General features: G+C 73.0%; 25 protein-coding genes and 1 riboswitch. Of the genes, 18 read left to right on the top strand and 7 right to left on the bottom strand.

The window, feature by feature from the left end:
- Window positions 1–103: 103 nt before the first annotated feature.
- Entirely contained in the window at window positions 104–937 is an 834-nt protein-coding gene (locus Actkin_RS20305; RefSeq protein WP_258903821.1) for a crotonase/enoyl-CoA hydratase family protein, read from the top strand.
- Here Actkin_RS20305 and Actkin_RS20300 read toward each other — a convergent pair.
- Window positions 924–2270 carry an FAD-binding oxidoreductase gene (locus tag Actkin_RS20300; RefSeq protein WP_258903820.1) on the bottom strand — a complete coding sequence of 449 codons (1347 nt, stop codon included), beginning with the start codon at window positions 2268–2270 and terminating at the stop codon, window positions 924–926. The genes Actkin_RS20305 and Actkin_RS20300 overlap by 14 nt on opposite strands.
- 84 nt (window positions 2271–2354) lie before the next feature.
- Between Actkin_RS20300 and Actkin_RS20295 the strand changes: the two genes are divergently transcribed.
- From Actkin_RS20295 to Actkin_RS20255, 9 genes are all read left to right on the top strand, one after another.
- Complete coding sequence (locus tag Actkin_RS20295) at window positions 2355–2903, top strand: type 1 glutamine amidotransferase domain-containing protein (RefSeq protein ID WP_189211090.1); 549 nt, start codon at window positions 2355–2357, stop codon at window positions 2901–2903.
- A 13-nt stretch (window positions 2904–2916) separates the two neighbouring features.
- Window positions 2917–3483 (top strand): cardiolipin synthase ClsA, encoded by a 567-nt coding sequence (locus tag Actkin_RS20290; RefSeq protein WP_229786929.1) that lies wholly within the window; start codon window positions 2917–2919, stop codon window positions 3481–3483.
- Between the two features lie 102 nt (window positions 3484–3585).
- Complete coding sequence (garA, locus tag Actkin_RS20285) at window positions 3586–4032, top strand: glycogen accumulation regulator GarA (RefSeq protein ID WP_189211088.1); 447 nt, start codon at window positions 3586–3588, stop codon at window positions 4030–4032.
- Between the two features lie 5 nt (window positions 4033–4037).
- The gene (locus Actkin_RS20280; protein WP_189211087.1) at window positions 4038–4691 is read left to right on the top strand and encodes a transcriptional regulator FtsR; all 654 of its coding nucleotides are present in this window, start codon (window positions 4038–4040) and stop codon (window positions 4689–4691) included.
- Window positions 4692–4815: 124 nt separating this feature from the next.
- The gene (locus Actkin_RS20275; RefSeq protein WP_189211086.1) at window positions 4816–5292 is read left to right on the top strand and encodes a bifunctional nuclease family protein; all 477 of its coding nucleotides are present in this window, start codon (window positions 4816–4818) and stop codon (window positions 5290–5292) included.
- A gap of 475 nt (window positions 5293–5767) precedes the next feature.
- Window positions 5768–6313 (top strand): MerR family transcriptional regulator, encoded by a 546-nt coding sequence (locus Actkin_RS20270; RefSeq protein WP_189211085.1) that lies wholly within the window; start codon window positions 5768–5770, stop codon window positions 6311–6313.
- A gap of 74 nt (window positions 6314–6387) precedes the next feature.
- Window positions 6388–6491: riboswitch (glycine riboswitch) on the top strand.
- A 176-nt stretch (window positions 6492–6667) separates the two neighbouring features.
- Window positions 6668–9535, top strand: a complete 2868-nt coding sequence (gene gcvP / locus Actkin_RS20265) for an aminomethyl-transferring glycine dehydrogenase (protein WP_189211084.1) — start codon at window positions 6668–6670, stop codon at window positions 9533–9535.
- 124 nt (window positions 9536–9659) lie between these two features.
- Window positions 9660–11336, top strand: a complete 1677-nt coding sequence (locus tag Actkin_RS20260; RefSeq protein ID WP_258903819.1) for an AbeC-like domain-containing protein — start codon at window positions 9660–9662, stop codon at window positions 11334–11336.
- 4 nt (window positions 11337–11340) lie between these two features.
- Window positions 11341–11733 carry a hypothetical protein gene (locus tag Actkin_RS20255; protein WP_258903818.1) on the top strand — a complete coding sequence of 131 codons (393 nt, stop codon included), beginning with the start codon at window positions 11341–11343 and terminating at the stop codon, window positions 11731–11733.
- Between the two features lie 88 nt (window positions 11734–11821).
- Here Actkin_RS20255 and Actkin_RS20250 read toward each other — a convergent pair whose 3' ends face one another.
- Window positions 11822–12013: a hypothetical protein gene (locus Actkin_RS20250; protein ID WP_189211081.1), complete on the bottom strand. Its 192-nt coding sequence runs from the start codon at window positions 12011–12013 to the stop codon at window positions 11822–11824.
- Window positions 12014–12252: 239 nt separating this feature from the next.
- Between Actkin_RS20250 and Actkin_RS20245 the strand changes: the two genes are divergently transcribed.
- Window positions 12253–13074, top strand: coding sequence for an aldo/keto reductase (locus Actkin_RS20245; RefSeq protein ID WP_258903817.1), 822 nt, complete (start codon window positions 12253–12255; stop codon window positions 13072–13074).
- Window position 13075: 1 nt separating this feature from the next.
- On the opposite strand, the gene Actkin_RS20240 is transcribed toward Actkin_RS20245, so the two are convergent.
- The 3 genes from Actkin_RS20240 to Actkin_RS20230 form a co-directional block, all read right to left on the bottom strand.
- Window positions 13076–15550: an AfsR/SARP family transcriptional regulator gene (locus tag Actkin_RS20240; RefSeq protein ID WP_258903816.1), complete on the bottom strand. Its 2475-nt coding sequence runs from the start codon at window positions 15548–15550 to the stop codon at window positions 13076–13078.
- Window positions 15551–15635: 85 nt separating this feature from the next.
- Entirely contained in the window at window positions 15636–16064 is a 429-nt protein-coding gene (locus Actkin_RS20235; RefSeq protein WP_258903815.1) for a hypothetical protein, read from the bottom strand.
- Window positions 16065–16147: 83 nt separating this feature from the next.
- Window positions 16148–16684 carry a TetR/AcrR family transcriptional regulator gene (locus Actkin_RS20230; RefSeq protein WP_258903814.1) on the bottom strand — a complete coding sequence of 179 codons (537 nt, stop codon included), beginning with the start codon at window positions 16682–16684 and terminating at the stop codon, window positions 16148–16150.
- An 87-nt stretch (window positions 16685–16771) separates the two neighbouring features.
- On the opposite strand from Actkin_RS20230, the gene Actkin_RS20225 reads away from it, so the two are divergent.
- The 6 genes from Actkin_RS20225 to Actkin_RS20200 all read left to right on the top strand — a co-directional run bounded on the left by Actkin_RS20225 (window position 16772) and on the right by Actkin_RS20200 (window position 21204).
- On the top strand, window positions 16772–17203 hold the full coding sequence (locus tag Actkin_RS20225) for a DoxX family protein (RefSeq protein ID WP_189211078.1): 432 nt from the start codon (window positions 16772–16774) through the stop codon (window positions 17201–17203).
- Window positions 17204–17281: 78 nt separating this feature from the next.
- Complete coding sequence (locus Actkin_RS20220) at window positions 17282–18385, top strand: sensor histidine kinase (protein WP_258903813.1); 1104 nt, start codon at window positions 17282–17284, stop codon at window positions 18383–18385.
- On the top strand, window positions 18382–19488 hold the full coding sequence (locus tag Actkin_RS20215) for a hypothetical protein (RefSeq protein ID WP_189211076.1): 1107 nt from the start codon (window positions 18382–18384) through the stop codon (window positions 19486–19488). Before Actkin_RS20220 ends, Actkin_RS20215 begins: the two co-directional genes overlap by 4 nt.
- Window positions 19470–20147 carry a response regulator transcription factor gene (locus Actkin_RS20210; protein ID WP_258903812.1) on the top strand — a complete coding sequence of 226 codons (678 nt, stop codon included), beginning with the start codon at window positions 19470–19472 and terminating at the stop codon, window positions 20145–20147. The genes Actkin_RS20215 and Actkin_RS20210 overlap by 19 nt, the downstream gene beginning before the upstream one ends.
- 116 nt (window positions 20148–20263) lie before the next feature.
- Window positions 20264–20725 carry a peptidoglycan-binding domain-containing protein gene (locus Actkin_RS20205; RefSeq protein ID WP_189211074.1) on the top strand — a complete coding sequence of 154 codons (462 nt, stop codon included), beginning with the start codon at window positions 20264–20266 and terminating at the stop codon, window positions 20723–20725.
- Window positions 20725–21204, top strand: a complete 480-nt coding sequence (locus tag Actkin_RS20200; RefSeq protein ID WP_258903811.1) for a peptidoglycan-binding domain-containing protein — start codon at window positions 20725–20727, stop codon at window positions 21202–21204. Before Actkin_RS20205 ends, Actkin_RS20200 begins: the two co-directional genes overlap by 1 nt.
- 63 nt (window positions 21205–21267) lie before the next feature.
- On the opposite strand, the gene Actkin_RS20195 is transcribed toward Actkin_RS20200, so the two are convergent.
- The gene (locus Actkin_RS20195; protein WP_189211072.1) at window positions 21268–22092 is read right to left on the bottom strand and encodes a tyrosinase family protein; all 825 of its coding nucleotides are present in this window, start codon (window positions 22090–22092) and stop codon (window positions 21268–21270) included.
- Between the two features lie 13 nt (window positions 22093–22105).
- Window positions 22106–22489 carry a tyrosinase family oxidase copper chaperone gene (locus Actkin_RS20190; protein WP_189211071.1) on the bottom strand — a complete coding sequence of 128 codons (384 nt, stop codon included), beginning with the start codon at window positions 22487–22489 and terminating at the stop codon, window positions 22106–22108.
- 196 nt (window positions 22490–22685) lie between these two features.
- On the opposite strand from Actkin_RS20190, the gene Actkin_RS20185 reads away from it, so the two are divergent.
- Window positions 22686–23024 (top strand): tyrosinase family oxidase copper chaperone, encoded by a 339-nt coding sequence (locus tag Actkin_RS20185; RefSeq protein WP_189211070.1) that lies wholly within the window; start codon window positions 22686–22688, stop codon window positions 23022–23024.
- Window positions 23025–23070 lie beyond the last annotated feature (46 nt).

The raw sequence follows: 23070 nt of genomic DNA, 5'->3' as shown, positions 1-23070 counted from the left end.
TGATCCGTGCGGAACCTACCGGTCACCCCCGACAGCATGCGCCATCCGGTGGGTACACGATCGGGTATGGCCGCTAAGTTACCCATGGGTAATACTGGCGCGCATGACACTGGTTTCGCTGAAGGTCGACAAATCGGGCGGGGACACGCCCGACCACGTCGCCACGGTCACCCTGCTCGGCCCCGGCAAGGGCAACGCCATGGGGCCGGACTTCTGGCGTGAGCTCCCGCAGGTCTTCGCCGAGCTCGACGCCGACCCGCAGGTGCGGGCGATCGTCCTGACCGGCAGCGGCGCGAACTTCTCCTACGGCCTCGACCTGCCCGCGATGATGCCGTCCTGGGGCTCCATGCTGGCGGGCGACTCGCTGGCGGGCCCGCGCACGCGGTTCCTCACCGAGATCCGCGCGCTGCAGGACGCGGTGACCTCCGTGGCCCGCTGCCGCAAGCCGGTGATCGCGGCCGTGTCCGGGTGGTGCATCGGCGGGGGAGTGGACGTCGTCGCCGCCGCCGACATCCGGCTCGCCTCCGCGGACGCCAGGTTCAGCGTCCGCGAGGTCAAGGTCGCCATCGTCGCCGACCTGGGCAGCCTGCAGCGGCTGGCCGGGATCATCGGCGAGGGCCACGTGCGCGAACTGGCGTACACCGGCAAGGACATCCCGGCCGCCCGCGCGCAGCAGATCGGGCTGGTGAACGACGTCTACGACGACCAGGCCGCCGTCCTCGCCGCCGCCCACGCGCTCGCCGCCGAGATCGCCGCCAACCCGCCGCTGGTCGTGCAGGGCACCAAGGACGTGCTCAACCACGCCCGCGAGCAGCAGGTCGCCGACGGGCTGCGGTACGTCTCGGCGTGGAACGCCGCCTTCCTGCCCTCCCGCGACCTCGGCGAGGCCGTGCAGGCGTTCCTGGAGCGCCGCCCGCCGTCCTTCACCGGGGAATGAGCACGCCCGGGTTGAGCACGCCCGCCGGGTCCCACGCTGCCTTGATGGCGGCGTAGAGGTCGCGCTCGGCCGGGGTGCGGGTCAGGTGCAGCCACGGCGCCTTGGCGACGCCGACTCCGTGCTCGGCCGAGATCGACCCCCCGAACCGCGCGACCGTCGTGAGCACGGCGTCGGACACGGCGTGCCCGTCCGCCGCGTCCAGCACGTTGACGTGGAAGTTCCCCTCCGCGAGGTGGCCGAACAGGACCAGCCGCGCCGAGGGGGCAGCGGCGGACACGGCGGCGCGCACCGCCGTCTCGAACTCCGCCGCCCGCGCGGGCGAGACGGCGACGTCGAGCTTGACCGGCACGCCGTGCGCGCTGATCGCCTCGGTGTGCCCCTCGCGGTAGGCCCACAGCCCGCGCCTGCCCGCCTCGTCGGTCGCCAGCGCCGTGTCGACCACGGCGGGCAGCCCGGACACCGCCGCCGCCAGGTCCTCGGTCGGGTCGTGGTCGCCTGCGAACTCGACCAGCAGGTAGACCGGGCAGTCCGCGCGGAAGGGCCCGGTGAGGCCGCGGTGCGCGCGCACCAGCCGCACGCCGTCGTCGTAGAACACCTCGACCGCGCTCAGCAGCGGACCCCGCAGGACCCCGATCGCGGCCACCGCGTCGGCCGTGGACGCCAGGCCCAGCACCGCCGTCGCCCGGTGCGCCACCGCGGGGACCAGCCGCAGCCGCACCGCCGTCACGACGGCCAGCGTGCCCTCGCTGCCCACCAGCGCCCCGGTGAGGTCGTACCCGGTGCTGTCCTTCTCCAGCCCGACCAGGGAGCCCACGACCCGCCCGTCGGCCAGCACCGCCTCGGCCCCGACGACCTGGTCGCGCATCGGCCCCCACCGCACCACCCGCAGCCCGCCCGCGTTCGTCGCCACCATCCCCCCGACGGTCGCCGAGTCGCGGGCGGCGATGTCGACGCCGAAGTCCAGGCCAGCGGCCCGCGCGTGCGCGCCCAGCCGGGCCAGCGGCACCCCCGCCCCGGCGGTGACCTGCCCGGACACCCGGTCCACCTCGCCGAGGCCGGTCAGCCGGGTAGTGCTGAGCACCACCTCGCCGCCGCGCGGCACGCCCCCGCCGACCAGGCCCGTGTTGCCGCCCTGCGGCACCACCGCGACCCCGGCCTCGGCGCAGGCGCGCAGCACGGCGGCGACCTCGTCGCGGTCGCCGGGCCGCGCCACGGCCAGCGCCCGGCCGGTGAACCGCCCTGTCCAGTCGGTCTCGTACCCGGCGCGCAGGTCGGGGTCGGTGAGCACGTGCCCGGTCCCCAGCTCAGCGCGCAGCCGCGCCACCAGATCCACCCCACCACGCTAGCGACAAAGGTTTGATCACCCACCTATCCGGGACACCCTCGGGCAACCCCACCGACCAATCTGGAGGTCTCGATGCTCACCGACCGCCGAGTGGCGTTCCTGGTCGCCCCCGAGGGGACCGAGCAGGTCGAGCTGACCGAGCCGTGGAAGGCCGTCGAGCAGGCGGGCGGCAGGCCCGAGCTGGTGTCCACGGGCAAGGACCGCGTGCAGGCGTTCAACCACCTGGACAAGGCCGACACCTTCCCCGTCGACCGCGCCGCGGCCGACACCGGGGCCGACGACTTCGACGCGCTCGTGCTGCCCGGGGGCGTCGCCAACCCCGACCAGCTGCGCATGGACGACGACGCCGTCGCGTTCGTCAAATCCTTCTTCGACCAGGGCAAACCCGTCGCGGTGATCTGCCACGGGCCGTGGACGCTCGTCGAGGCGGACGCGGTGCGCGGCCGCAAGATCACCTCGTGGCCCAGCCTGCGGACCGACATCCGCAACGCGGGCGGGGAGTGGGTCGACGCCGAGGTCGTGGTCTGCGAGGGCGCGCCGAGCACGCTCGTGTCCAGCCGCAAGCCCGATGACCTGCCCGCCTTCTGCCGGACCCTCGTCGAGGTCTTCGAGCGGGCGTAAATACGCTCCGCCCGTGACGACGGAACCGGCGGACAAGATCTGGACGATCCCGAACGCCCTCAGCGTGCTGCGCCTCGCGGGCGTCCCGGTGTTCCTCTACCTGCTGCTGGTTCCCAAGGCGGACGGCTGGGCCCTGGCCATCCTGGTGTTCAGCGGGGTCACCGACTGGCTCGACGGCAAGATCGCCCGGTGGCTGGACCAGACCTCGCGCCTGGGCATGCTCCTGGACCCGGCCGCCGACCGCCTCTACACCCTGGCCACGATCGTCGCGTTCGTCGTCCGCGACATCGTGCCCTGGTGGGTCGCGGCCACCCTGGTGGCCAGGGACCTGCTGGTCGCCTGCTGCATCGCGCTGCTGCGCCGCCGCGGGTTCGGCCCGCCGGAGGTCACCTACATCGGCAAGGCGGCGACCTTCAACCTGATGTACGCCTTCCCGCTGCTCCTGCTGGCCCAGGGCGGCTCGACGGCCGCGCAGATCGCCCGGCCCTTCGCCTACGCGCTGGCGATCTGGGGCGGGCTGCTGTTCCTGTGGTCGGGTCTGCTCTACCTCGTCCAGACCCGCGCCGCGTTGCGATCTTGAGACGATCTCCCGCCGGACGGGGGAGCCACCCTCACCACTGCTGATCGCGCACGGTACGTTGGCACTGTTCAACGGAGTCGACCCAGCAGGAGGAGAGCTCACGTGAGCACCAACGACGGGCCCGGAATCCCGCCGGAGCAGTCTCCCGAGCGGACCTCGGTCTTCCGGGCCGACTTCCTCAACGAGGGCGGGCCCACCCCCGCCCCGGAGCCCGCTGTCGCTGGTGTCGACGCCCTGCCGCACGGTTCGGCCCTGCTCGTGGTCAAGCGCGGCCCCAACGCGGGCTCGCGCTTCCTGCTGGACCGGGACACCACCAGCGCCGGGCGCCACCCCGACAGCGACATCTTCCTCGACGACGTCACCGTCTCCCGCCGCCACGCGGAGTTCCGCCGGGAGGGCGGGGAGTTCGTGGTCATCGACGTGGGCAGCCTCAACGGCACCTACGTCAACCGCGAGCCGGTCGACCAGGCCGTGCTGGCCGGTGGCGACGAGGTGCAGATCGGCAAGTTCCGCCTCGTCTTCCTGACCGGCCCCAGCGCAGGCGCGTAGCGGGCATGACGGCGGTCGGGCGACCGACGCGGGACGGGGCGACCATCGGGGCGGTGCTCGCGCGCCTGCGCCCGGAGTTCCCCGACGTCACCATCTCCAAGATCCGGTTCCTCGAGGCGGAGGGCCTGGTCAGCCCGGAGCGCACGGCGGCGGGGTACCGCCGCTTCTCCGACGCCGACGTCGCCCGCCTGCGCTTCGTGCTGGCCGCCCAGCGCGACCACTACCTGCCGCTGAAGGTCATCCGCGAGCGCCTCGACTCCGGCGCGGCCCTGCCCGCCGCGCCCAGGGCGGCGCCCGCCGACCGGCTCGGCCGCGACGAGGTCGTCGCGCACACCGGCGTCGCGCCCGCCCTGCTGGCCGAGCTGGAGCAGTACGGCCTCGTGCGCCCCGACGACAACGGCAGCTACGACCCCGACGGCGTCCAGATCGTGCGGATCGCCGCGGCGCTGGGCGGCTACGGCCTCGAACCGAGGCACCTGCGCGCGTTCCGGGCCGCGGCCGACCGCGAGCTCGGCCTGCTCGAGCAGGTGGTCGCGCCGCTGTACCGGCAACGCGACCAGCGCAGGGCCGCGGAGCAGGCCCGGGAATTGACGGGGCTGTCGGTGGGTTTGCATACGCTGTTGGTCAAGTCCGGACTGCGGCGGGTGACCGGCCAGTGATCGAGCCCGGTGCCGGATTGTCGGGCATCGGCCGCCCTTGGCGGGTAGCGTCGGAGCCAGGCGATAAGCGATGCTCGGTGATACGGGACGCCGGTGCCCCAGCGAGCGGAGGGAGGCGAGCCCGATGAGCAGTGAGATGCGTGTGGTGGGCGTGCGGGTGGAGCTACCCGCCAACCAGCCGATCCTGTTGCTGCGGGAGACCGAAGGCGACCGATACCTGCCCATCTGGATCGGGTCGGTGGAGGCCACCGCGATCGCGCTGGAGCAGCAGGGGGTGCGGCCCGCCCGGCCGCTGACCCACGACCTGCTCAAGGACGTCATCGGCGCGCTCGGCCGGGAACTGGAGCAGGTGCGCATCACCGACCTGCGGGAAGGCACCTTCTACGCGGAGCTGGTGTTCGACGGGGACATCCGCGTCTCCGCCCGCCCCAGCGACTCGGTCGCGCTCGCGCTGCGGGTGGGCGTGCCCATCCACGCCGAGGACTCCGTCCTGCAGGAAGCGGGCCTGGTCATCCCCGACGAGCAGGAGGACGAGGTCGAGAAGTTCCGCGAGTTCCTCGACTCCGTCTCGCCGGAGGACTTCCGCGGAGCGGATACGTAGTCGACGTATTTGGGCCGAGGTGTGCCCGCGGAAAGCGCGGGCCGAGGTCGACTACCGGTGCCTGCCCGGGGGGCGACCCCCCGGACCCCCACGGTGCGGTGGGTTCCTGACCCAGCGTGGCTGGCTTCGGTGGTCTCGCCTTGGTGTCGTCGCCTTGGTGTCGTCGCCTTGGTGTCGTCGCCGTGGGGTTGTCGCGTTGGTGACACCGGGTTACGGCTGTGCGTGGTGGTCCTGAGGGCGGTGGGGTGGGATAACCCATCTCTCACCTTGCGGTTCGTTCGCCCTCCGCGCGTCGCGTTGACCCCCGGGCGGGGGCGTCTTACCGTCGGAGACGAGCCGATTCGCGCCGGTGTGCGAGCCCACCGGCGCGAGTGGCGCGGCCGAGGCGTTCCCACCTAGCGGAACGGAAGCGGTCTCGTTCGCCGGTCGACAGGCCGGTCGAGGGGAGGCAGGCGTGTTGGAGCACGGTTCCGCTATGGGGGAGCACGCGGACGACGCGGAGCAGGGCGAGCTGTTCCCCGACTCCTCGCTCCCGGACGAGCTGGTCGGCTACCGCGGCCCGGCAGCGTGCCAGATCGCGGGCATCACCTACCGCCAGCTCGACTACTGGGCGCGCACCGACCTGGTCGTGCCCACCATCCGCAGCGCCCACGGGTCCGGGTCGCAGCGCCTCTACTCGTTCAAGGACGTGCTGGTCCTCAAGGTGGTCAAGCGGCTGCTCGACACCGGCGTGTCCCTGCAGAACATCCGCGTCGCCGTCGACCACCTGCGCCGCAGGGGCGTGCGCGACCTGGCCAGGATCACCCTGTTCAGCGACGGCACCACGGTCTACGAGTGCACCTCGCCCGAGGAGGTCGTCGACCTGCTGCGCGGCGGCCAGGGCGTCTTCGGCATCGCCGTCAGCGGCGCGATCCGGGAGATCACCGGCACCATCCACGAGTTCCCCGCCGAGCGCGTCGACGGCGCCGTCATCACCGACGACGAACTCACCCAGCGCAGAAAGGCGCGATCCGCCGGGTGACCGCGGTGTGACGCCCGCCACCGCCACCGGTGGACCGGGATGTCATCCGATTAGGGCTAGACTCAGCGCGTCGCCGATCCCGCGCGGGAGAGTCCGACCGGCCCCACCAGGTCAGGTCGGCGCCGAAGGAGCAAATCCTCCCCGGAACCTCTCAGGCACCCAGGACCGCATGGGGGAGACACCTCTGGAAAGCGGGCTGCCCGGGTACCCCCGGTCGAGCCCCGCCGAAGGTGCAAGTCCGCCGCGGCGGACGAAGCTCTCAGGCGCCCGGTCGGGCACGGACAGAGGGGGAGGGCCGACGGAACACCCGTACCGTCGGCCCGACCCGGACGCCCCGCCTGAGGAGCTTTGCCGATGAGCGACCGCATCCCCCTCGCCGCGCTGGAGCACGGCACCCCCTTCGCCGACCGCCACATCGGCCCGCGGCCCGCCGAGCTGGCCCGCATCCTCGACACCGTCGGCGCCGGATCGCTGGACGAGCTCGCCGAGCACGCCGTGCCCGCCGCCATCCGCGAGGACGGCCTGCGCCTCGACCTGCCCGCGCCCGCCACCGAGGCCGAGGCGCTGGCCGAGCTGCGCGCCCTCGCCGAGAGCAACCGCACGCTGCACCCGATGATCGGGCTGGGGTACTACGGCACGGTCACCCCGCCGGTCATCCGCCGCAACGTGCTGGAGAGCCCGGCCTGGTACACCGCGTACACGCCGTACCAGCCGGAGATCAGCCAGGGCAGGCTGGAGGCCCTGCTCAACTTCCAGACGATGGTCGCCGAGCTGGTCGGCCTGCCCACCGCGAACGCGTCCATGCTGGACGAGTCGACCGCGGCGGCCGAGGCCATGACCCTGCTGCGCCGGGGCGGACGGTCCAAGTCGAACCGGTTCGTCGTCGACGCCGACACCTTCCCGCAGACCATCGCCGTGGTCGAGACCCGCGCCGAGCCGCTGGGCATCGAGATCGTCGTCGCCGACCTGGCCGAGGGCCTGCCCGATGGCGACTTCTTCGGCGTCCTGCTGTCCTACCCGGGCGCGTCCGGCGCGGTCGTCGACCACGCGGCCCTCATCGCCGACGCGCACGCCCGCGGCGCGAAGGTGGCCGTCACCGCCGACCTGCTCGCCCTGACCGTGCTGCGCGCGCCCGGCGAGATCGGCGCGGACGTCGTCGTCGGCACCACCCAGCGCTTCGGCGTGCCCATGGGCTTCGGCGGCCCGCACGCCGGGTACATGGCCGTCGCCGCGGGCCTGGAGCGCCAGCTCCCCGGCCGCCTGGTGGGCGTGTCCACCGACGCCGACGGCAACCTCGCCTACCGCCTGGCCCTGCAGACCCGCGAGCAGCACATCCGCCGCGAGAAGGCCACGTCCAACATCTGCACCGCGCAGGTCCTGCTGGCCGTCGTCGCCTCGATGTACGCCGTCTACCACGGCCCGGACGGCCTCAAGGCCATCGCGACCCGGGTGCACCGCATGGCCGCCGTCCTGGCCGCCGGGCTGCGCGCGGGCGGCGTCGAGATCGTCCACGACGGCTTCTTCGACACCGTCGTCGCCCGGGTCCCCGGCAGGGCGGCCGACGTCGTGGCCCGCGCCCGCGAGCTGGAGGTCAACCTGCGGCAGGTGGACGCCGACCACGTCGGCATCGCCACCGGCGAGACCACCACGCGCGCCCACCTGGCCGCGGTGTGGAAGGCGTTCGGGGTGGACGCCGACGCAGACGCCCTCGACGCGGGCACCGGCGACGCGCTCCCGCAGGGCCTGCTGCGCACGTCCGCGTACCTGACGCACCCGGTGTTCTCCACGCACCACTCGGAGACCTCGCTGCTGCGCTACCTGCGCGCGCTCTCGGACAAGGACGTCGCGCTGGATCGCAGCATGATCCCGCTGGGCTCGTGCACGATGAAGCTCAACGCCACCGCCGAGATGGAGCCCATCACCTGGCCGGGCTTCGCCGAGCTGCACCCGTTCGCGCCCGTCGAGGACGCCCAGGGCATCCTGCGCGTCATCGCCGACCTGGAGGCCTGGCTGGCCGCCGTCACCGGCTACGACGCGGTGAGCATCCAGCCCAACGCGGGCAGCCAGGGCGAGTTCGCCGGCCTGCTGGCCATCCGCGCCTACCACCGCAGCCAGGGCCACGGTGAGCGCGACGTCTGCCTGATCCCGTCCAGCGCGCACGGCACCAACGCCGCCAGCGCGGTCATGGCGGGCATGCGGGTCGTCGTCGTCAAGTGCGACGACGCGGGCAACATCGACATGGACCACCTGCGGTCCACCATCGACGCCCACCGCGACGACCTCGCCGCGATCATGATCACCTACCCGTCGACGCACGGGGTGTACGAGGACACCGTCCGCGAGGTCTGCGGGCTGGTCCACGACGCGGGCGGCCAGGTCTACGTCGACGGGGCCAACCTCAACGCCCTCATCGGCCTCGCCCGCTACGGCAAGTTCGGGTCGGACGTCTCGCACCTGAACCTGCACAAGACCTTCTGCATCCCGCACGGCGGCGGCGGCCCCGGCGTGGGCCCGATCGGCGTCCGCGCGCACCTGGCGCCGTTCCTGCCCAACCACCCGCTGCAGCCTGCCGCGGGCCCGGAGACCGGCGTCGGCCCGATCAGCGCGGCACCCTGGGGCAGCGCGTCGATCCTGCCGATCTCCTGGGCGTACGTGCGGATGATGGGCGCCGAGGGGCTCAAGCGCGCCACGCTGACCGCGGTCGCGGCGGCCAACTACGTCGCCCGCAGGCTCAACGACCACTACCCGGTGCTCTACACCGGCAAGGGCGGCTACGTCGCCCACGAGTGCATCCTGGACCTGCGCCCGCTCACCAAGGCCACCGGCATCACGGTGGACGACGTGGCCAAGCGGCTGGCCGACTACGGCATCCACGCCCCGACCATGAGCTTCCCGGTGGCGGGCACGCTGATGGTCGAGCCGACCGAGAGCGAGGACCTGGCCGAGTTGGACCGCTTCTGCGCGGCCATGATCGCCATCCGGTCCGAGGTGGACAAGGTGGCGGCCGGGGTGTGGCCCGCCGACGACAACCCACTGGTGAACGCCCCGCACACCGCGGCGAGCATCGCGGCGAAGTGGGACCACCCCTACAGCCGCGAGGAGGCCGCCTTCCCGACCGGCTCGTCGTCGGCGAAGGTGTGGCCGCCCGTGCGCCGCATCGACGGGGCCAAGGGCGACCGCAACCTCGTCTGCTCGTGCCCGCCCCTGGACGCGTACGCCTGACCGGGAAAGCGCTCGACTAGGACAATGAGGTGACAAAACCCTGTCGCGGACGATCGTCGGCGCGGTGACGCGCTAGGTTGCGGTCCGTACCCACAGTGCTCCGCTCTGTGAAAGGACCGCGTCGATGGTCGTCCACGACGAGCGCACCGACAGCATCCCCAGGGTCGCGGCCGCCGTCCCCGATCGTGACGACAGCACCCGCTACCTGTGCGCGGCCGCGCACCTGAACCCCGACTACGCCGACCGCGCCGTCGCCGAGATGCTGGTCGAGCGGACCAGGGCGACGGCGCCGTCGCCGGGCATCGACCCGGGGGCGGTGCTGGCCGAGGCGGTGGAGGCCCGGGTGCGCATCCGGCTGGTGGCGGCGGTGACGCTGGTCATCGCGGTGCTCTTGGCGCTGCTGTGGCCGTTCTGGCTGCTGGTGTGGCTGTTCGTCGCCCTGCCGGTGCTGATAACCCGCAGCGGCAGGCTGGCGATGCTGGCGCGGGCGAACTACCGGATGCGGCTCGGCGGGGACAGCCCGCGCGGCAGGGTCGGCCTCACCTTCGCGGTGCTGGTGCTCCTCGCCCTGGTGGTGACGGTCGCGATCGGGCTGGAGGAGAGCGACTGGGAGCTGGACCCGACCGCGCTGCTCGTGGTCGTCCCGCTGTTCGCGGTGTTCGCGGCCAACCGGATCGTGATCAACCGGCTGATCACCCGGCGGTTCCAGCGGCGCACGGGCCACCAGCCGTCGCCGTCGGCGCGGCTGGACTCGCAGCTGCTGTCGTTCAGCCCGACGCTCACCGAGATGATCAAGCAGCGGTACCTGTCCGCCGACGTGTTCCTCGCGCCGACGGAGCAGGGCGCGACCGATGTGGTCCCGGTGGTCGTGCACCGCGGCTACGACCCGTTCGTCGGCGCGGGCGCGCCGCACCGGCCGTGGTCGATGGCGATCCCGCTGGAGCGCAACCCGCACGCGGCCGAGCACCAGTCGCTGTCCACCGCGCGGCTGCTGGAACGCATCAGCAAGGAGATCGAGGCGCTGCGCGAGTCGGGCCCGCTCTCGCCGAGCGGCCGCTTCGCCCGGCTCGCCACCGAGGACATGGTGGCCATCAGCTCCGACGAGCTGGTCGAGCACCTGCGCACCGACGAGGGCAGGCCGTTCATCCAGGACGAGCACTCCCGCCCGTACACCCACATCTCCAAGGAGCGGGCGCTCGCGCTGCGCGACGAGCCGGTCGAGTGGGCGCGCCATTTCCGCCGCTTCACGGTGCTGACCTGGGACCACGACCTGATCCTGTCGGTGTACCTGCACGTGGCGATGAACGAGTCCACTCTGTACATCGAGTGGACGCCGTGCGTGCTGCGGCCCATCAAGGCCGAGTACCGCGAGATCGACACCCGGCGGCACAACGTCGGCCGGGCGCTGCGGCAGGCGCTGGTCGACCTGGCCGCCTTCCCCGGCGACCTGCCGGGGAACGTGACCCGGCTGTTCACCGTGCTGCGCCCCATCAAGGTCGAGCGGGGCATGGTGAACCCGGACAAGTACGGCTCGCTGAGCAGCCTGCGCGAGTTCGCCGCCGACACCAACGTGCGCAACTACTTCCAGCGCCTCGACGTCGACCGCTACCTGAAGATCCTGCACACGCGGGCGATCCGCGCGGTCAGCGCGCTGCTGGCCGAGGCGGGCTACCTGCGGGCGTCGCTGGAGCAGCAGGCGCAGGCGATCGTGCAGAACAGCGTCCACATCGGCGGGTCGATGACCGGCCCGATCACCATGGGGATGAACAACACCACCGGCGACATCGACGTGAAGGGCTAGGGACGTGGAGAACCCGCGCTGGGTGCACAACGAGCTGACCGTGGACGGACAGGTGGTCGGGGCGGTGATCCAGAGCGGCGGCCCGACCACCATCACCGGCAACATCACCGCGCACGCCGCCGCCGACCCGATGACCCGGCTCGCCGACCACGTCGACCGGGTGCGCGAGGTGCTGCGCGCGCACGCCGAGAAGGTGCCCCGGCGGGCGATGACCGACCTCGGCCTGAGCCAGATCGCCACGCAGGCCCGCAGCAAGAAGGGCGACTCCGCGGGAGTCGTGGCCGAACTCTGGCGCGACCTGCAGCCCGAGCTGTCCGCGCTGGCGACGTCGGTGGGGGAGCTGGCCGCGCTGAAGCCGCACCTGAAGGCGATCACCGACAGCGTGGACGCGCTGTAGGCCGGTGTGGACGGTGCGCCGGGCGCGCGCCGGTGGCAGACTGAGCGCGGGTCTCCGGCAGTGTACGGCTGCCGGAGACCCGCTCGGCTCACGCCCTGGCCAGGCTGAAGCGCCGGTTCTCGACGTCGGCGTCCAGCACGCGCACCGTCACGCGCGCGCCCACCTCGGCGGTCTCGCCGTGCAGCAGGCCGTGCGCGCCCTCAGGGTGCTCGATGAAGGTGCCGAACGGCCGCACCTCGACGGCGGTGCCGACGAAGACCTCGCCAACCTTGGGGATCATGTGTTTCACCTCCCTTCCCCACTGGTGTCCTCGACGGAACACGGGGGTGGGAGGGGCCCTGATCACGTCAGGGCCGGGTCACCGATCCACTCGCGGCCACAGGCCGACCCGGCAGTCATGTCACGCACCGTATCGGGTGGACCCGGGGCGGCGCAATCCTTTCCGGTGGGGAAGGTTTCGGCGGGCGCGCGGGTTGGGTACCTGGCGGAAGGATCCGACCGGCAGCGCGAAGGACGACCATGGTTCCCCACGTCACCCTCAACGACGGCGCCACCATCCCGCAGGTGGGCTTCGGCGTCTGGCAGGTGCCCGACGACCAGGTGCGCGCCGCGGTCGCCACCGCACTAGAGGCGGGCTACCGCGCCATCGACACCGCCGCGGTGTACGGCAACGAGCAGGGCACCGGCCGCGCCATCGCCGAGTCCGGGCTGCCGAGGTCGGAGGTCCACGTCACCACCAAGCTGTGGAACTCCGAGCAGGGCTACGACTCGGCCATGCGCGCTTTCGACGCGAGCCTCGACCGGCTCGGCATGGACTACGTCGACCTCTACCTGATCCACTGGCCCGCCCCCGGTCGCGACTCCTATGTGGACACCTGGCGGGCGCTGGAGCGCATCCGCGCCGACGGGCGCGCCCGCTCCATCGGGGTGTCCAACTTCCACCAGCAGCATCTGGAGCGCCTGTTCGCCGAGACCGACGTGGTCCCCGCGGTGAACCAGATCGAGCTGCACCCCAACCTCCCGCAGGCCGAGCTGCGCGCGTTCCACGCCGAGCACCACATCGCCACCGAGGCGTGGAGCCCGCTGGCCTCCGGCGAGCTGCTCGGCGACCCGGTGGTCGCGCGGATCGCCGAGCGCCTGGGCCGCTCGCCCGCGCAGGTGCTGCTGCGCTGGCACGTCCAGCTGGGCAACATCGTCATCCCGAAGTCGGTCACCCCCGAGCGGATCAGGGCCAACCTCGCCGTCTTCGACTTCGAGCTGACCGACGACGACCTGCGCGAGCTGTCCACTCTGGACAACGGACGGCGCACCGGCCCGAACCCGGACGACTTCAACGCCTGAGTCAGGACGCGCCGATCTCGGCGAGCCGCCTGCGCGTCACGTCGGCCTGCTCGCGCTGGCCGGTCAGCTCGGCCAGCTCCAGCACCCGGTGGAAGTGCGCGACGGCGCCGTCGCGGTCGCCCAGCCGTCTCCGCAGCGTGCCCAGGTGCATCGTGGCCTCGGCCTCCACGGGCAGGTTCCGGGTCTGCCTGGCCAGCGCCAGCGTCGCGTCGAGCTCGGCGGCCGCGCGGTCGTGCTGGCCGGTCTCCAGGTGCAGGTGGGCCATGTGGCACAAGGCGAGGGCCGCGCAGCCGCGGTCGCCGAGGTCCTCGGCCATCGCCAGCGCCGCCCGCAGGACGGGCTCGGCCTCGGCCAGCCTGCCCAGGCGGACCCGCAGCTCGCCGAGGTTGGTCAGGTAGACCATCCGACGCGCGCCCTCTCCGTCGCCGCACAGGGCGAGCGCGGCTTCGAGGAAGCGGGCGGCGCCGGGGTAGTCGCCGCGTTCGGTGCACAGCATCGCGAGGTTGTTCAGCGCGGCTGATTCGAGCACGGGGTGGTTCCGCGCGCTCGTGAAGAACCGCTCGGCCGTGTCGTGGTCGCCCATGCGCAGGTGCGCGATCCCGATCCGCAGCGCGAACCGCGCGCGGTCCTCCGGGTCGTCGGCCATGGCGAGGGCGCGGGTGTGCAGGGCCAGCGCCTCCGCGACGCGGCCCTGGTCGTCCAGGAACCGCCACAGCGCCGTCGACAGCCGTCCCGCCACCGCGGGCCGCAGCTCGGCGCACTTGACCAGCGCGGCCACCTCGCGTCCCAGCCAGCCGCGGTCGGCCGTGGCCTCCGCCGTCCGCGTGTACCACTCGACCTGGCGGCTCACGGCCGCCTCGGTCTCGCCGGGGTCGGCGAGCTCGGCGGCGTACTCGCGCAGCAGGTCGTGCAGGTGGTAGCGGCCGTCGGACACCTGCTCGACGAGGTGCGCGCGCACCAGCACGGCCAGCGCGCGCACGGTCTCGCGCTCGCCCAGGTCGACGAGGGCGGCGAGCGCGGCGGGCTCGGCCGCGTTCCCGACGCCGTGCCCGCACAGCCGGAACAGGCGGGCGGCGTCGGCGGGCAGGTGCCGGTAGGACCAGGAGAACACCGAGCGCACCGCGGTCGCCGGGTCGCCGCCAGCGTCGAGCAGGTCGAGCGCGCGTTCGCCGCTGAGCCGCGCGGCCGCCGCCGGGTGGAAGCGCACGAGTTCGGCGGCCACCCGCAGCGCCAGCGGCAGCCGCGCGCACTGCTCGGCCAGCCCGGCGGGGGCGTTCCCGCCGACCAGGCGGGCGAGCAGCCGCTCGGCGTCGTCCGCGGCCAGCCGGGTGAGCACGACGCGGTGCGCGCCCTCCCTGGCCACCAGGCCCGCCAGCGAATCGCGGCTGGTGACGACCGTGGCGGCCGCGAACAGCAGCGGGCGGACGTGGTCGGCGTCGACGGCGTTGTCCAGGATGACGAGCAGCCGCTTCGCCGAGGCCAGGGACCGCAGCCGGGTCAGGCGTTCGGCGCGGGTGGTGGGGATCGCCGCGCCCTGCGCCCCCAGCGCGCGCAGGAACCCGGCGAGGACCTCGTCAGGGGACAGCGGGCGCACGGTGGCGTAACCGCACAGGTCGACGTAGAGCTGTCCGTCCGGGAACCGCTCGCGTGCCCGGTGCGCCCAGCGCACGGCCAGCGCGGTCTTGCCCACGCCCGCGGTGCCGGTGATCGCCACCAGCGGGGCGCTGTCGAGTTCGGCCAGCTCGGCCGCGCGGTTGACGAAGACGGTGACGTCGGGCGGCAGCTGCGCGGGCCGGGCCGTCTCGCCCGCGAGGATCTCCGCCTCGACCGCCCGCAGCCCGGGGCCGGGTTCGACGCCCAGTTCCTCGACCATGGTCGCGCGTGCCCGTCGGTAGACCTCCAGCGCCTCGGCCTGCCGCCCGCCCCGATACAGCGCGACCATCAGCAGACCGTGGAACCGTTCGCGCAGCGGGTGTTCGCGGGTGAGCGCGGCGAGGTCGACCGCGGCCTCGGCGTGCCCGCCCAGAGCGATCTCGGCGTCGTAGCGCTCCTCCAGCGCGGCCAGCCTGCGCTCGTCGAGCCGCCGCGCCTCGGCGGCCAGGGCGGGCACGTCCAACCCCTCGTAGGGCGTGCCCCGCCACAGGGCCACCGCGTCCCGCAGCAGCCGCGCCCGCCGCGCCGGGTCCTGGACGCCGAGCGCCTCGGCGACGAGCGACTCGAAGCGCTCGGCGTCCAGTTCCCCGGGCAGCGTCCGCAGCGTGTATCCCGCCGGGCCGTGGGAAAGCCGGTCCCCGACCAGTTCCCGGCGGAGCTTGTGGACGTGCAGCTGCAGCCGTTGCCGGGCCCTCGGGTCCGGCTCCGGCCACAACGCGTCCACCAACGCGTCGACCGTCACGGGGCGGTTGGCGTTGGCCGCGAGCATGCCGAGCAGCGTCCGCTGTAATCGGCCTGCCAGCGGGGCCCCACCCGCGGTCATCGGTCCGAGCACACAAATCAGCATGATCTCCCCCTAATGGGGAGTCAGTGTGCCCGTCCGGTCCGTGATGTGGGGCCGGAACGGATCACCCCCGCGCGCTGATCCAGCCCGTCGTCGGGCCCCGGCTCACCAGCAGGTTGCCGTCCCAGTTCTGCGGCTGGTACTGGATGAAGGTGTCCTCGGCCATCGTGAAGTTGACGTCCAGGCACGTGCCCACGCCGCCGTAGTGCTTCTTGCGGCCCCATGAGGAGTCGTGGTTGCCGCGGTAGAGCGCCTCCGGGTGGGCGCCGTCGCCGTCGGTGTCGCAGACGAACATGTGCTCGCCGGTCGGGTTGAAGCAGACCAGGGCGCCGCCGTCGTAGGACTTCACCGCGTTGCCGCAGTCCGGCGGCCAGTTGATCACGCTCGTGGTGATCGCCATGGCCCCGGCCCCCTCCGCGCTGGCCGCCGCGCCCGGCACGACCATCCCCAGCGCCGCGACCAGCGGCAGGCCGATCCGTGTCAGCTTGGTCATGGGTCCTCCCATCCCCCCGGCCCGTGCGGCCGGTGTGGGCGGAACCCTGTCGCGGGCCGCTTTCCCCGCGCTTTTCCCGCGCTTCACTCGAAGCGGACCGCGCCGACCATCAGCCGGGCCAGGGCCTGCGGGTCGGAGTCCGTGGCGAGCGCGGACCCGGCCAGCGCGCCCTCGCGCCAGAGGGAGGCGAACCCGTGCACCAGCGACCACGCCGCGAGCGCGGCGGGCGGGGAGGCCGTTCCCGACCGCAGGTACTCGCCGGAGCGCGCGCGTGCGTCGGCGAGTCGGGGGTCGTCCGGGCGCAGCAGGTCGCGCCGGAACATCACCTCGAAGTGCCCGGGGTGCGCGAGCGCGAAGCGGACGTAGGCGATCGCGCGCTCCCGCAGGTCCGGCGCCGCGGCGAGCGCGTCGGCCAGCAGGCCGAAGCCCTCGACGGCCAGCTCGGTGAGCAGGCCGCGCCGGTCGCCGAAGTGGTGGGCGGGCGCGGCGTGCGACACCCCGGCCCGCCGGGCCAGCTCGCGCAGCGACACCGAGTCGACCCCGCCCGCGGCGATCTGCTCGGCGGCGACCGCGAGCAGCGCCGCCCGCAGGTCCCCGTGGTGGTAGGTGCTCTTGGCCATGCCGCCATCCTGCCGGGCGAACTTGTCATTGACAAGATTCGGAGCGCCGACCTATCTTGTCGCTGTCAAGATTCTGGGAGGCGTTCCATGGCACCACTCGTCGTCCTCATCGCCGTCACCGCGCTGGCCCGGCTCGCGGGCCTGGTCGGGGTGGACTGGCTCGACTCGTGGCCGCACGCGGCCCGACTCGGCCTGGCCGCCATGTTCCTGCTGACCGCCAGCGCCCACTTCACCGAACCGCGCCGCACCCACCTCATCGCGATGGTCCCGCCCGCCCTGCCCAACCCCGCCGCCCTGGTGACCCTCACCGGCGTGCTGGAGATCGCGGGCGCGATCGGCCTGCTCGTGCCGTCCACGGCGAAGATCGCGGCCGCCTGCCTGGCGGCACTGCTGGTCGCGATGTTCCCCGCGAACATCCGCGCCGCCCGCGCGGGCGGCGGCATCAAGACGATGCCGCTGCCGCTGCGCGCCTTGGTGCAACTCGCCTTCATCGGGACGTGCGCGGTGGTCGTCTTCTGAGAAAACCCCCGAACCGCGCCGCCCGCGGACCCGCCGCCGGTATTGTCGGGATCGATTCACGGACGGGTGAGGTGGCCGGTGGCGGGGGAAGCCGTGCGCTTGCTGTGGCGGTTCGGCCGCCGCCACGCCGCCACCGTCCGGCTGGCGACGCTGCCGCCGATCTGCGCGATCGCCCTGTTCCGCGCCGAGGGGGAGAACCTTTCGGCCACCGCGGTGGCGGTCGGTGTCGCGGCCGCGTGGACCGTCGCCTGCGCGTGGCGGCTGCGGGGCAGTGGCCAGCCCATCCCGGTCGGGGTGGACGTCGCGGTGCTGGTCGGCGTGTGCTTGAGCGTCTTCTGGACCGAGGCCGTCGAGGACACCAACACCGGCTGGCTGCGGCTGCTGCTCACCTTCGCCTGCGTGACCTGGCAGTGGCACACCCCGCTCGTCGCGGGCGGCGCGGCGGCGCTGGCGGCAGCGGGCGGGATGCTCGCGGTGCTCAGCGCGGCCGGTCTGGACTCGGTGCGGACGCAGGTGTGGATGCTGGTCGTCGCCGGACTGTCCCGGGTGGCCTGGGTGCTCGTCGCCCGGGCGGCGCGGCGGGCGGACGGGATGGCGGTGGTGGCGGAGCGGGCGCGGCGGGAGGCGGCTGTGGCGGCGGCGGTGCGTGCCGATGAGCGGGAACTGGCCACGGCGCTGCACGACACCGCGGCGACCACGCTGCTGATGGTCGGGGTCGGGCGGGTGCCGTCGGGGGCGGGGTGGCTGGCCGGGCAGGCGCGGCGCGACCTGGAGCGGTTGCGCTCCAGCGGCGGGCCGACGCCGGAGCGCGCCGACCTCGTCGAGTTGCTGCGGGCTGACGTCGACACCGCGCACCTGACCGTCGAGTTCGACGTGCCCGAGCGGCTGGCGTTGCCGTTTCCCGTGGCCAGGGCGATCGCGGACGCCGCCAGGGAGGCCGTGACGAACGTGCGCAGGCACGCGGGCACCGGTCGGGCGACCGTGCGGCTGCGCGGTGACGCGACCGCGCTGCGGCTGGAGATCGCCGACGACGGGGTGGGCTTCGCCGTCGACGACGTGCCGTCGACCCGCCGCGGGCTGCGTGAGTCCGTGCGCGGGAGGCTGGAGCGGATCGGCGGAACCGCCACGGTCGACTCCGCCCCGGGCTCGGGAACGGTGGTGTGCCTGCGATGGCGGGCGTGAGCGACGGGTTGGCGGAGCGGACCCAGGCCCAGCTGCGGCACGGCCTGCGGGTCGCGATGCTCGTGCTGACCGCCGTCATCCTCTGTGGACTGAGCCTGTCCAGTCTGGTCCGGAACCTGCACCGCTTCCCCGTGCCGCAGGCGCAGTTCGCGGCCTTCGCCGTGTTGGCGGCCGTGCTCGCCGCGGAAGCGGTGCTCGTGGTCCGGCGGCGGTCGTGGGGGGCGATGCGCGGGCCCGCCGTCCTCATCGTGCTGGCCGCGGCGGCGCTGTCCTACACGACGCTGGACGGGCACACCGCCAGTTCCGTCGACTGGGCCTTCGGCGCGGCCAACTGGGTGGGCGCCGCGGTGCTGCTGGAGCGCCCGCTGCGCTCCATGGTGGTGTTCCTGGTCGCGCACGAGTCGCTGGCGCTGCTCGACCTCCTCGTGCTGGAGGACGTCACGCGCGCCGCGCTGGCCCGCTTCGCCACCGGATCGGTGACCGTGGTGGGGTTCCCGCTCTGCATCGCCGTGGTGGCCGTCGTGCTGCGCGGCATCGGCGCGGCCGCCGCAGCCGCGGCCGACGAGCTGGCCCGGGTGCGGACCGAGGAGGCCGTCGCGGTGGAGTCCCACCGCCGCAGGGCCCAGCGCTTCGCCGAGCTGTCCGACACTGCCGTCCCGCTGCTGGAAGGGCTCGCCGACGGCTCGCTCACCCCCGACGACGCCGGGGTGCGGCGGCGGTGCGCGATCGAGGCCGCCCGGATGCGGCGGCTGTTCGCCGAGGCGGACACCGTGGCGAACCCGCTGCTGCACGAGCTGCGCCACTGCGCCGACGTGGCCGACCGCAAGGGCGTCGAGGTGGAGCTGGAAGCCCGCGGCAGCCTGCCCGCGCTGCCCAGGGCCGTCCGGCGCGACCTGACCGAGGCGGCGCTCACCGCGCTGGCCACCGCGGAGTCGCGGGCGCGGGTCGCCGTGGTCGGCAGCGCCGAGCTGGTGTCTGTCAGCGTCGTGGCCGACTGCGGCGAGGTCGAAGTGCCCGAACCGGCCACGCCGGGGGTGCGGGTGGAGGCGCACGGCGCCGGGGGGACCGTCTGGATGGAGGCCCGATGGCAACCGGGGAGCTGATCACCGCGGTGATCGTCGACGACCACGCGGCGATCGCCGCGGGCGTGCGGTACTGGTGCGAGCGGGCCGACCCGCCGATCGCGCTCATCGACGCCGACGGCCGCCTCGCCAACGTCTGGACCGGGCCCGGCGCGGCGGCGGACGTGGTGATCCTCGACCTGGAGCTGACGCCGCGCAAACCGGAGTTCGGCGAGCTGCGCAGGCTCGTCGACAGCGGCAGGCGCGTCGTCGTCTACTCCCAGCACGCCGACGACGCCACCGTGATCAAGTGCATCGATCTCGGCGCGCTCGCCTACCTCACCAAGCGCGAGGGGCCCGAGCACCTGGTCCCCGCCGTCCGGGCCGCCGCGGGCGGCGCGCCGTACACCGGCCCGTCGCTGTCCGGGGCGCTGGTCGCCGACACCAGCCCGGACAGGCCAAGGCTGTCGCCCCGGGAGACTGAGGTCCTGCGCGCCTGGTTCTCCTCGTCGTCGAAGGAACTCGTCGCGGCCAAGCTCAACATCACCGCCAAGACCGTCGACACCCACATCACCCGGGTGCGGATCAAGTACGCCAACGCGGGCCGGGCCGCCCGCACCAAGAGCGAGCTGGTCACCCGGGCGCTCGACGACGGGCTCATCACGCTGGAGGAGCTGAGTGGGAGCACGCCCCCGGTGTAGGGCGATCGCCGGACACCGCGGTGGGCGCGGGATTCCTACAGTCGTGCCTGCCGCGCCACGCGCGGTCATGCCCGCCGCGCCATGCGGCGGTGATCTGCCAAGGGGGAAGGGACTCGATGACCTCACGACTCGCGCGCCGGTGCGCGGCCGGACTGGCCGCCGCCGCGCTGGGGACGGCGATCGCGGCCGCCACGGCCGCGCCCGCCTCGGCGGCGACACTGGCGCCCTGCACGACGCTGACGGAGATGACGCGCTCGGGCCACGACATCATGGTGCCGACGCTCAAGGGCAGCGTCAGCTGCCAGATCGGCCGGGACTTCGCCGCGAACCGCACCGTCGTGTCGCGGTTCCAGTTCACGCTGCGCCGGTGCTACGCGGGCCTCGACCTGGCCTCGCCGTACTCCGACGAGAAGGTGGGCGAGCTGACCGCCGACGGCTACTTCGGCCCGCGCACGATCGCCGCGCTGAAGGCCGTTCAGCGCCACATCGGCACCGCGGCGGACGGGATCTACGGCCCGAACACCCGCGACCGCATGCGGTTCCTCACGCCGGACCGCGTCTCCTGCTACCACTACTGATGGGGGTCATCGGAATGCTCGCAGGCAAGGTGAAGCGGATCGGCACAGTCGCCGCCGTCGTGGCCGCGGCCGCCGCGGGGGTGGTCGTCTCGGCCGGACCGGCCGCCGCCGCGACGCCGCTGTGCTCGAAGGTGGTGACCGTGACCGGCGTGGGCGCCAAGGTCATCGTGCCCGCCTCCAGCGGCGGCAGCCTGAACTGCCTGATCGGCCGCGGCCTCGTCGCCAACGAGACGATCGTGCGCCAGCTCCAGCACACGCTGGTCAGGTGCTACACCAACATGCGCATGCCCTCCCCCTACACCGGTGAGCGGGTCGGCGACATCGCCGTCGACGGCGACTTCGGGCCGCGCACCGAGGCCGCGGTGAAGGCCGTGCAGGCAGGCGCGGGCGTGACGGTCGACGGGATCTACGGCTCCGAGACCCGCAACCGGATGAGGTTCCGGGTGGCGGGCGACAACTCCTGCGCCCGCCTCGCCTGACCGGGCCCGCCGACGCGGGCGGTGAACCGCCCCGGGGGGTGGGTTCACCGCCCGCGTCGTGCGCTATTGGTAGGTGTACCAGGCGCTGTGGTCGAGCATGTTCCGCGGCGTGGCGTCGCCGAACCACGGGTCCATGGGCTCATCGATGTCGTTGACGTTGGTGGTGCCCGCGGTCGGGATGTAGGTCTGGGTCGGGTAGCGGGCCTGCCACTGCGACCACAGGCGGTCGACGTTGCAGTGGTGCAGCCAGAAGACCGGGTCGTTCGGCGAGCCGAAGCCCGCCATGGTCCCCGAGACCCAGTTGTGCACGCGGTTGTGCAGGTTCGGGCCGCGGAAACCCTCGAGGTAGTTGCGGAAGCTGTTGGTGGACTGGCTGTTCCACGGCGACGTGTCGTAGGTGGAGAGGGCCATCACCGAGCTGACGTTCGTCGCGGTGGGCAGCGTGGTGCCGAAGCTGCCGAAGTTGCGGCGCAGGTAGTTGGCGGAGTCCGAGCGCACGGTCAGCGTCCAGTTGCCGCCGCTCTGCGCGAACGGGCCCGAGTTCACCCGCCAGTTCAGCGACGACGTGCCGTTGGGCCCCATGAAGTCGTTCGCCCACAGCGACGAGCTCGCGCCCGCGGTGGTCCAGTCCCAGTACGGCAGGTTGACCGTCGGGTCGATCGCCTGCAGCGCGCGCTCGAACTCCAGCAGGAACTTGCGGTGCCAGGGCAGGAAGCTGGGGGAGCGGTGGCCGACGCGCACGCTGAAGTCGCTGTCGGCGTTGCCCCGGTCGATGTGCTCGCGGACGAACTGGTCGTAGCCGCCGTTCGCCTTGAGCTGCAACAGCGCGTTGACCAGGTTCGCGCGTTCGGTCGCGGTCAGGTTCGCCTGGTTCTTGCGGATTCCCATCGGTTCCCCTCCCTCAGTGGTGTGCGACGCCTGCGGGCACCGGGCGGAGGTCGCCGAGGGTGTCGACGGCCGCCTGCGCTGCCGTCCTCAGCGAGTCGAAGGACTGGTAGTGGTTGATCGACGTGCTGACCGTCCCGTCCGCGTTGCGCATGACGTGGAGCAGGTCGTCGTCGATGTAGATGAGGTCCTGGGGCGCGATCCCGGGGGCGTCGACCACCCCGCCGTGGATGTGGCGGCCCCGGTAGACCTCGTCGAACTGGTCGGCGACGGTGGCCGCGGCGGCGCCGCCCGCCGCGTTGACCAGCAGCGCGCCGCTGGTCCCCACCACGGCGACCGCGCCCGCGGCCATCGCGCCGGTCAGGAGTCTGCGGCGCGTTAACCCGCTGTTTTCTTTCATGAATGCTTCGCTTCCCCTCAGTGTGATTCTGCGCAGCACAAAATCGGCTGTCCGCGAAGTCGGTTTTCCCCGGGCGTCGACATCGCCCTGTCACCGACCGTACTGACGATGATCGACAAGATCAAGTGCTGTGATGCCCATCGCTTCTTGCTAATGTCGAGCGGCCAGTACCGCATTGTCTTCCGGAGGTGTCCGAATGCGACGAATACTCGCCGCCGCCGCGGCGGCCGCCGCGATCACCTGCGCGGCCGCGCCGCTGTCGGCGAGCGCGACGACCGGCTCGGGCCGCTGCGTTCCCTCGCTCGACGCCGAGATCTACCAGGACCGCCTGCTGGTCGTCAACGACAGGTGCGACCCCGGTCCGGTCGTGCGCTGGGCCGTATTCATCGAATACCACGAACTGGTCGTCTACCGAACGGAGGACGGCATGTACTACAGCCAGATCAACGCCTATGAGCTATTCCCGAGCCTGCTGGAAACGGGCCGCGCCGCGGTGCGGACGCTCGGCGGCGAGAACCCTGGTGCGAACGGGTGATTATCTCGATGGATTTCATGTCCGATTCGCGGTGTTGATTCCGGCG

Source organism: Actinokineospora sp. UTMC 2448 (genome assembly GCF_024760565.1).
Classification (GTDB): domain Bacteria; phylum Actinomycetota; class Actinomycetes; order Mycobacteriales; family Pseudonocardiaceae; genus Actinokineospora; species Actinokineospora fastidiosa.
Note: the sequence above shows the minus strand (reverse complement) of the source record. Positions and strands in the feature narration are given on the sequence as shown.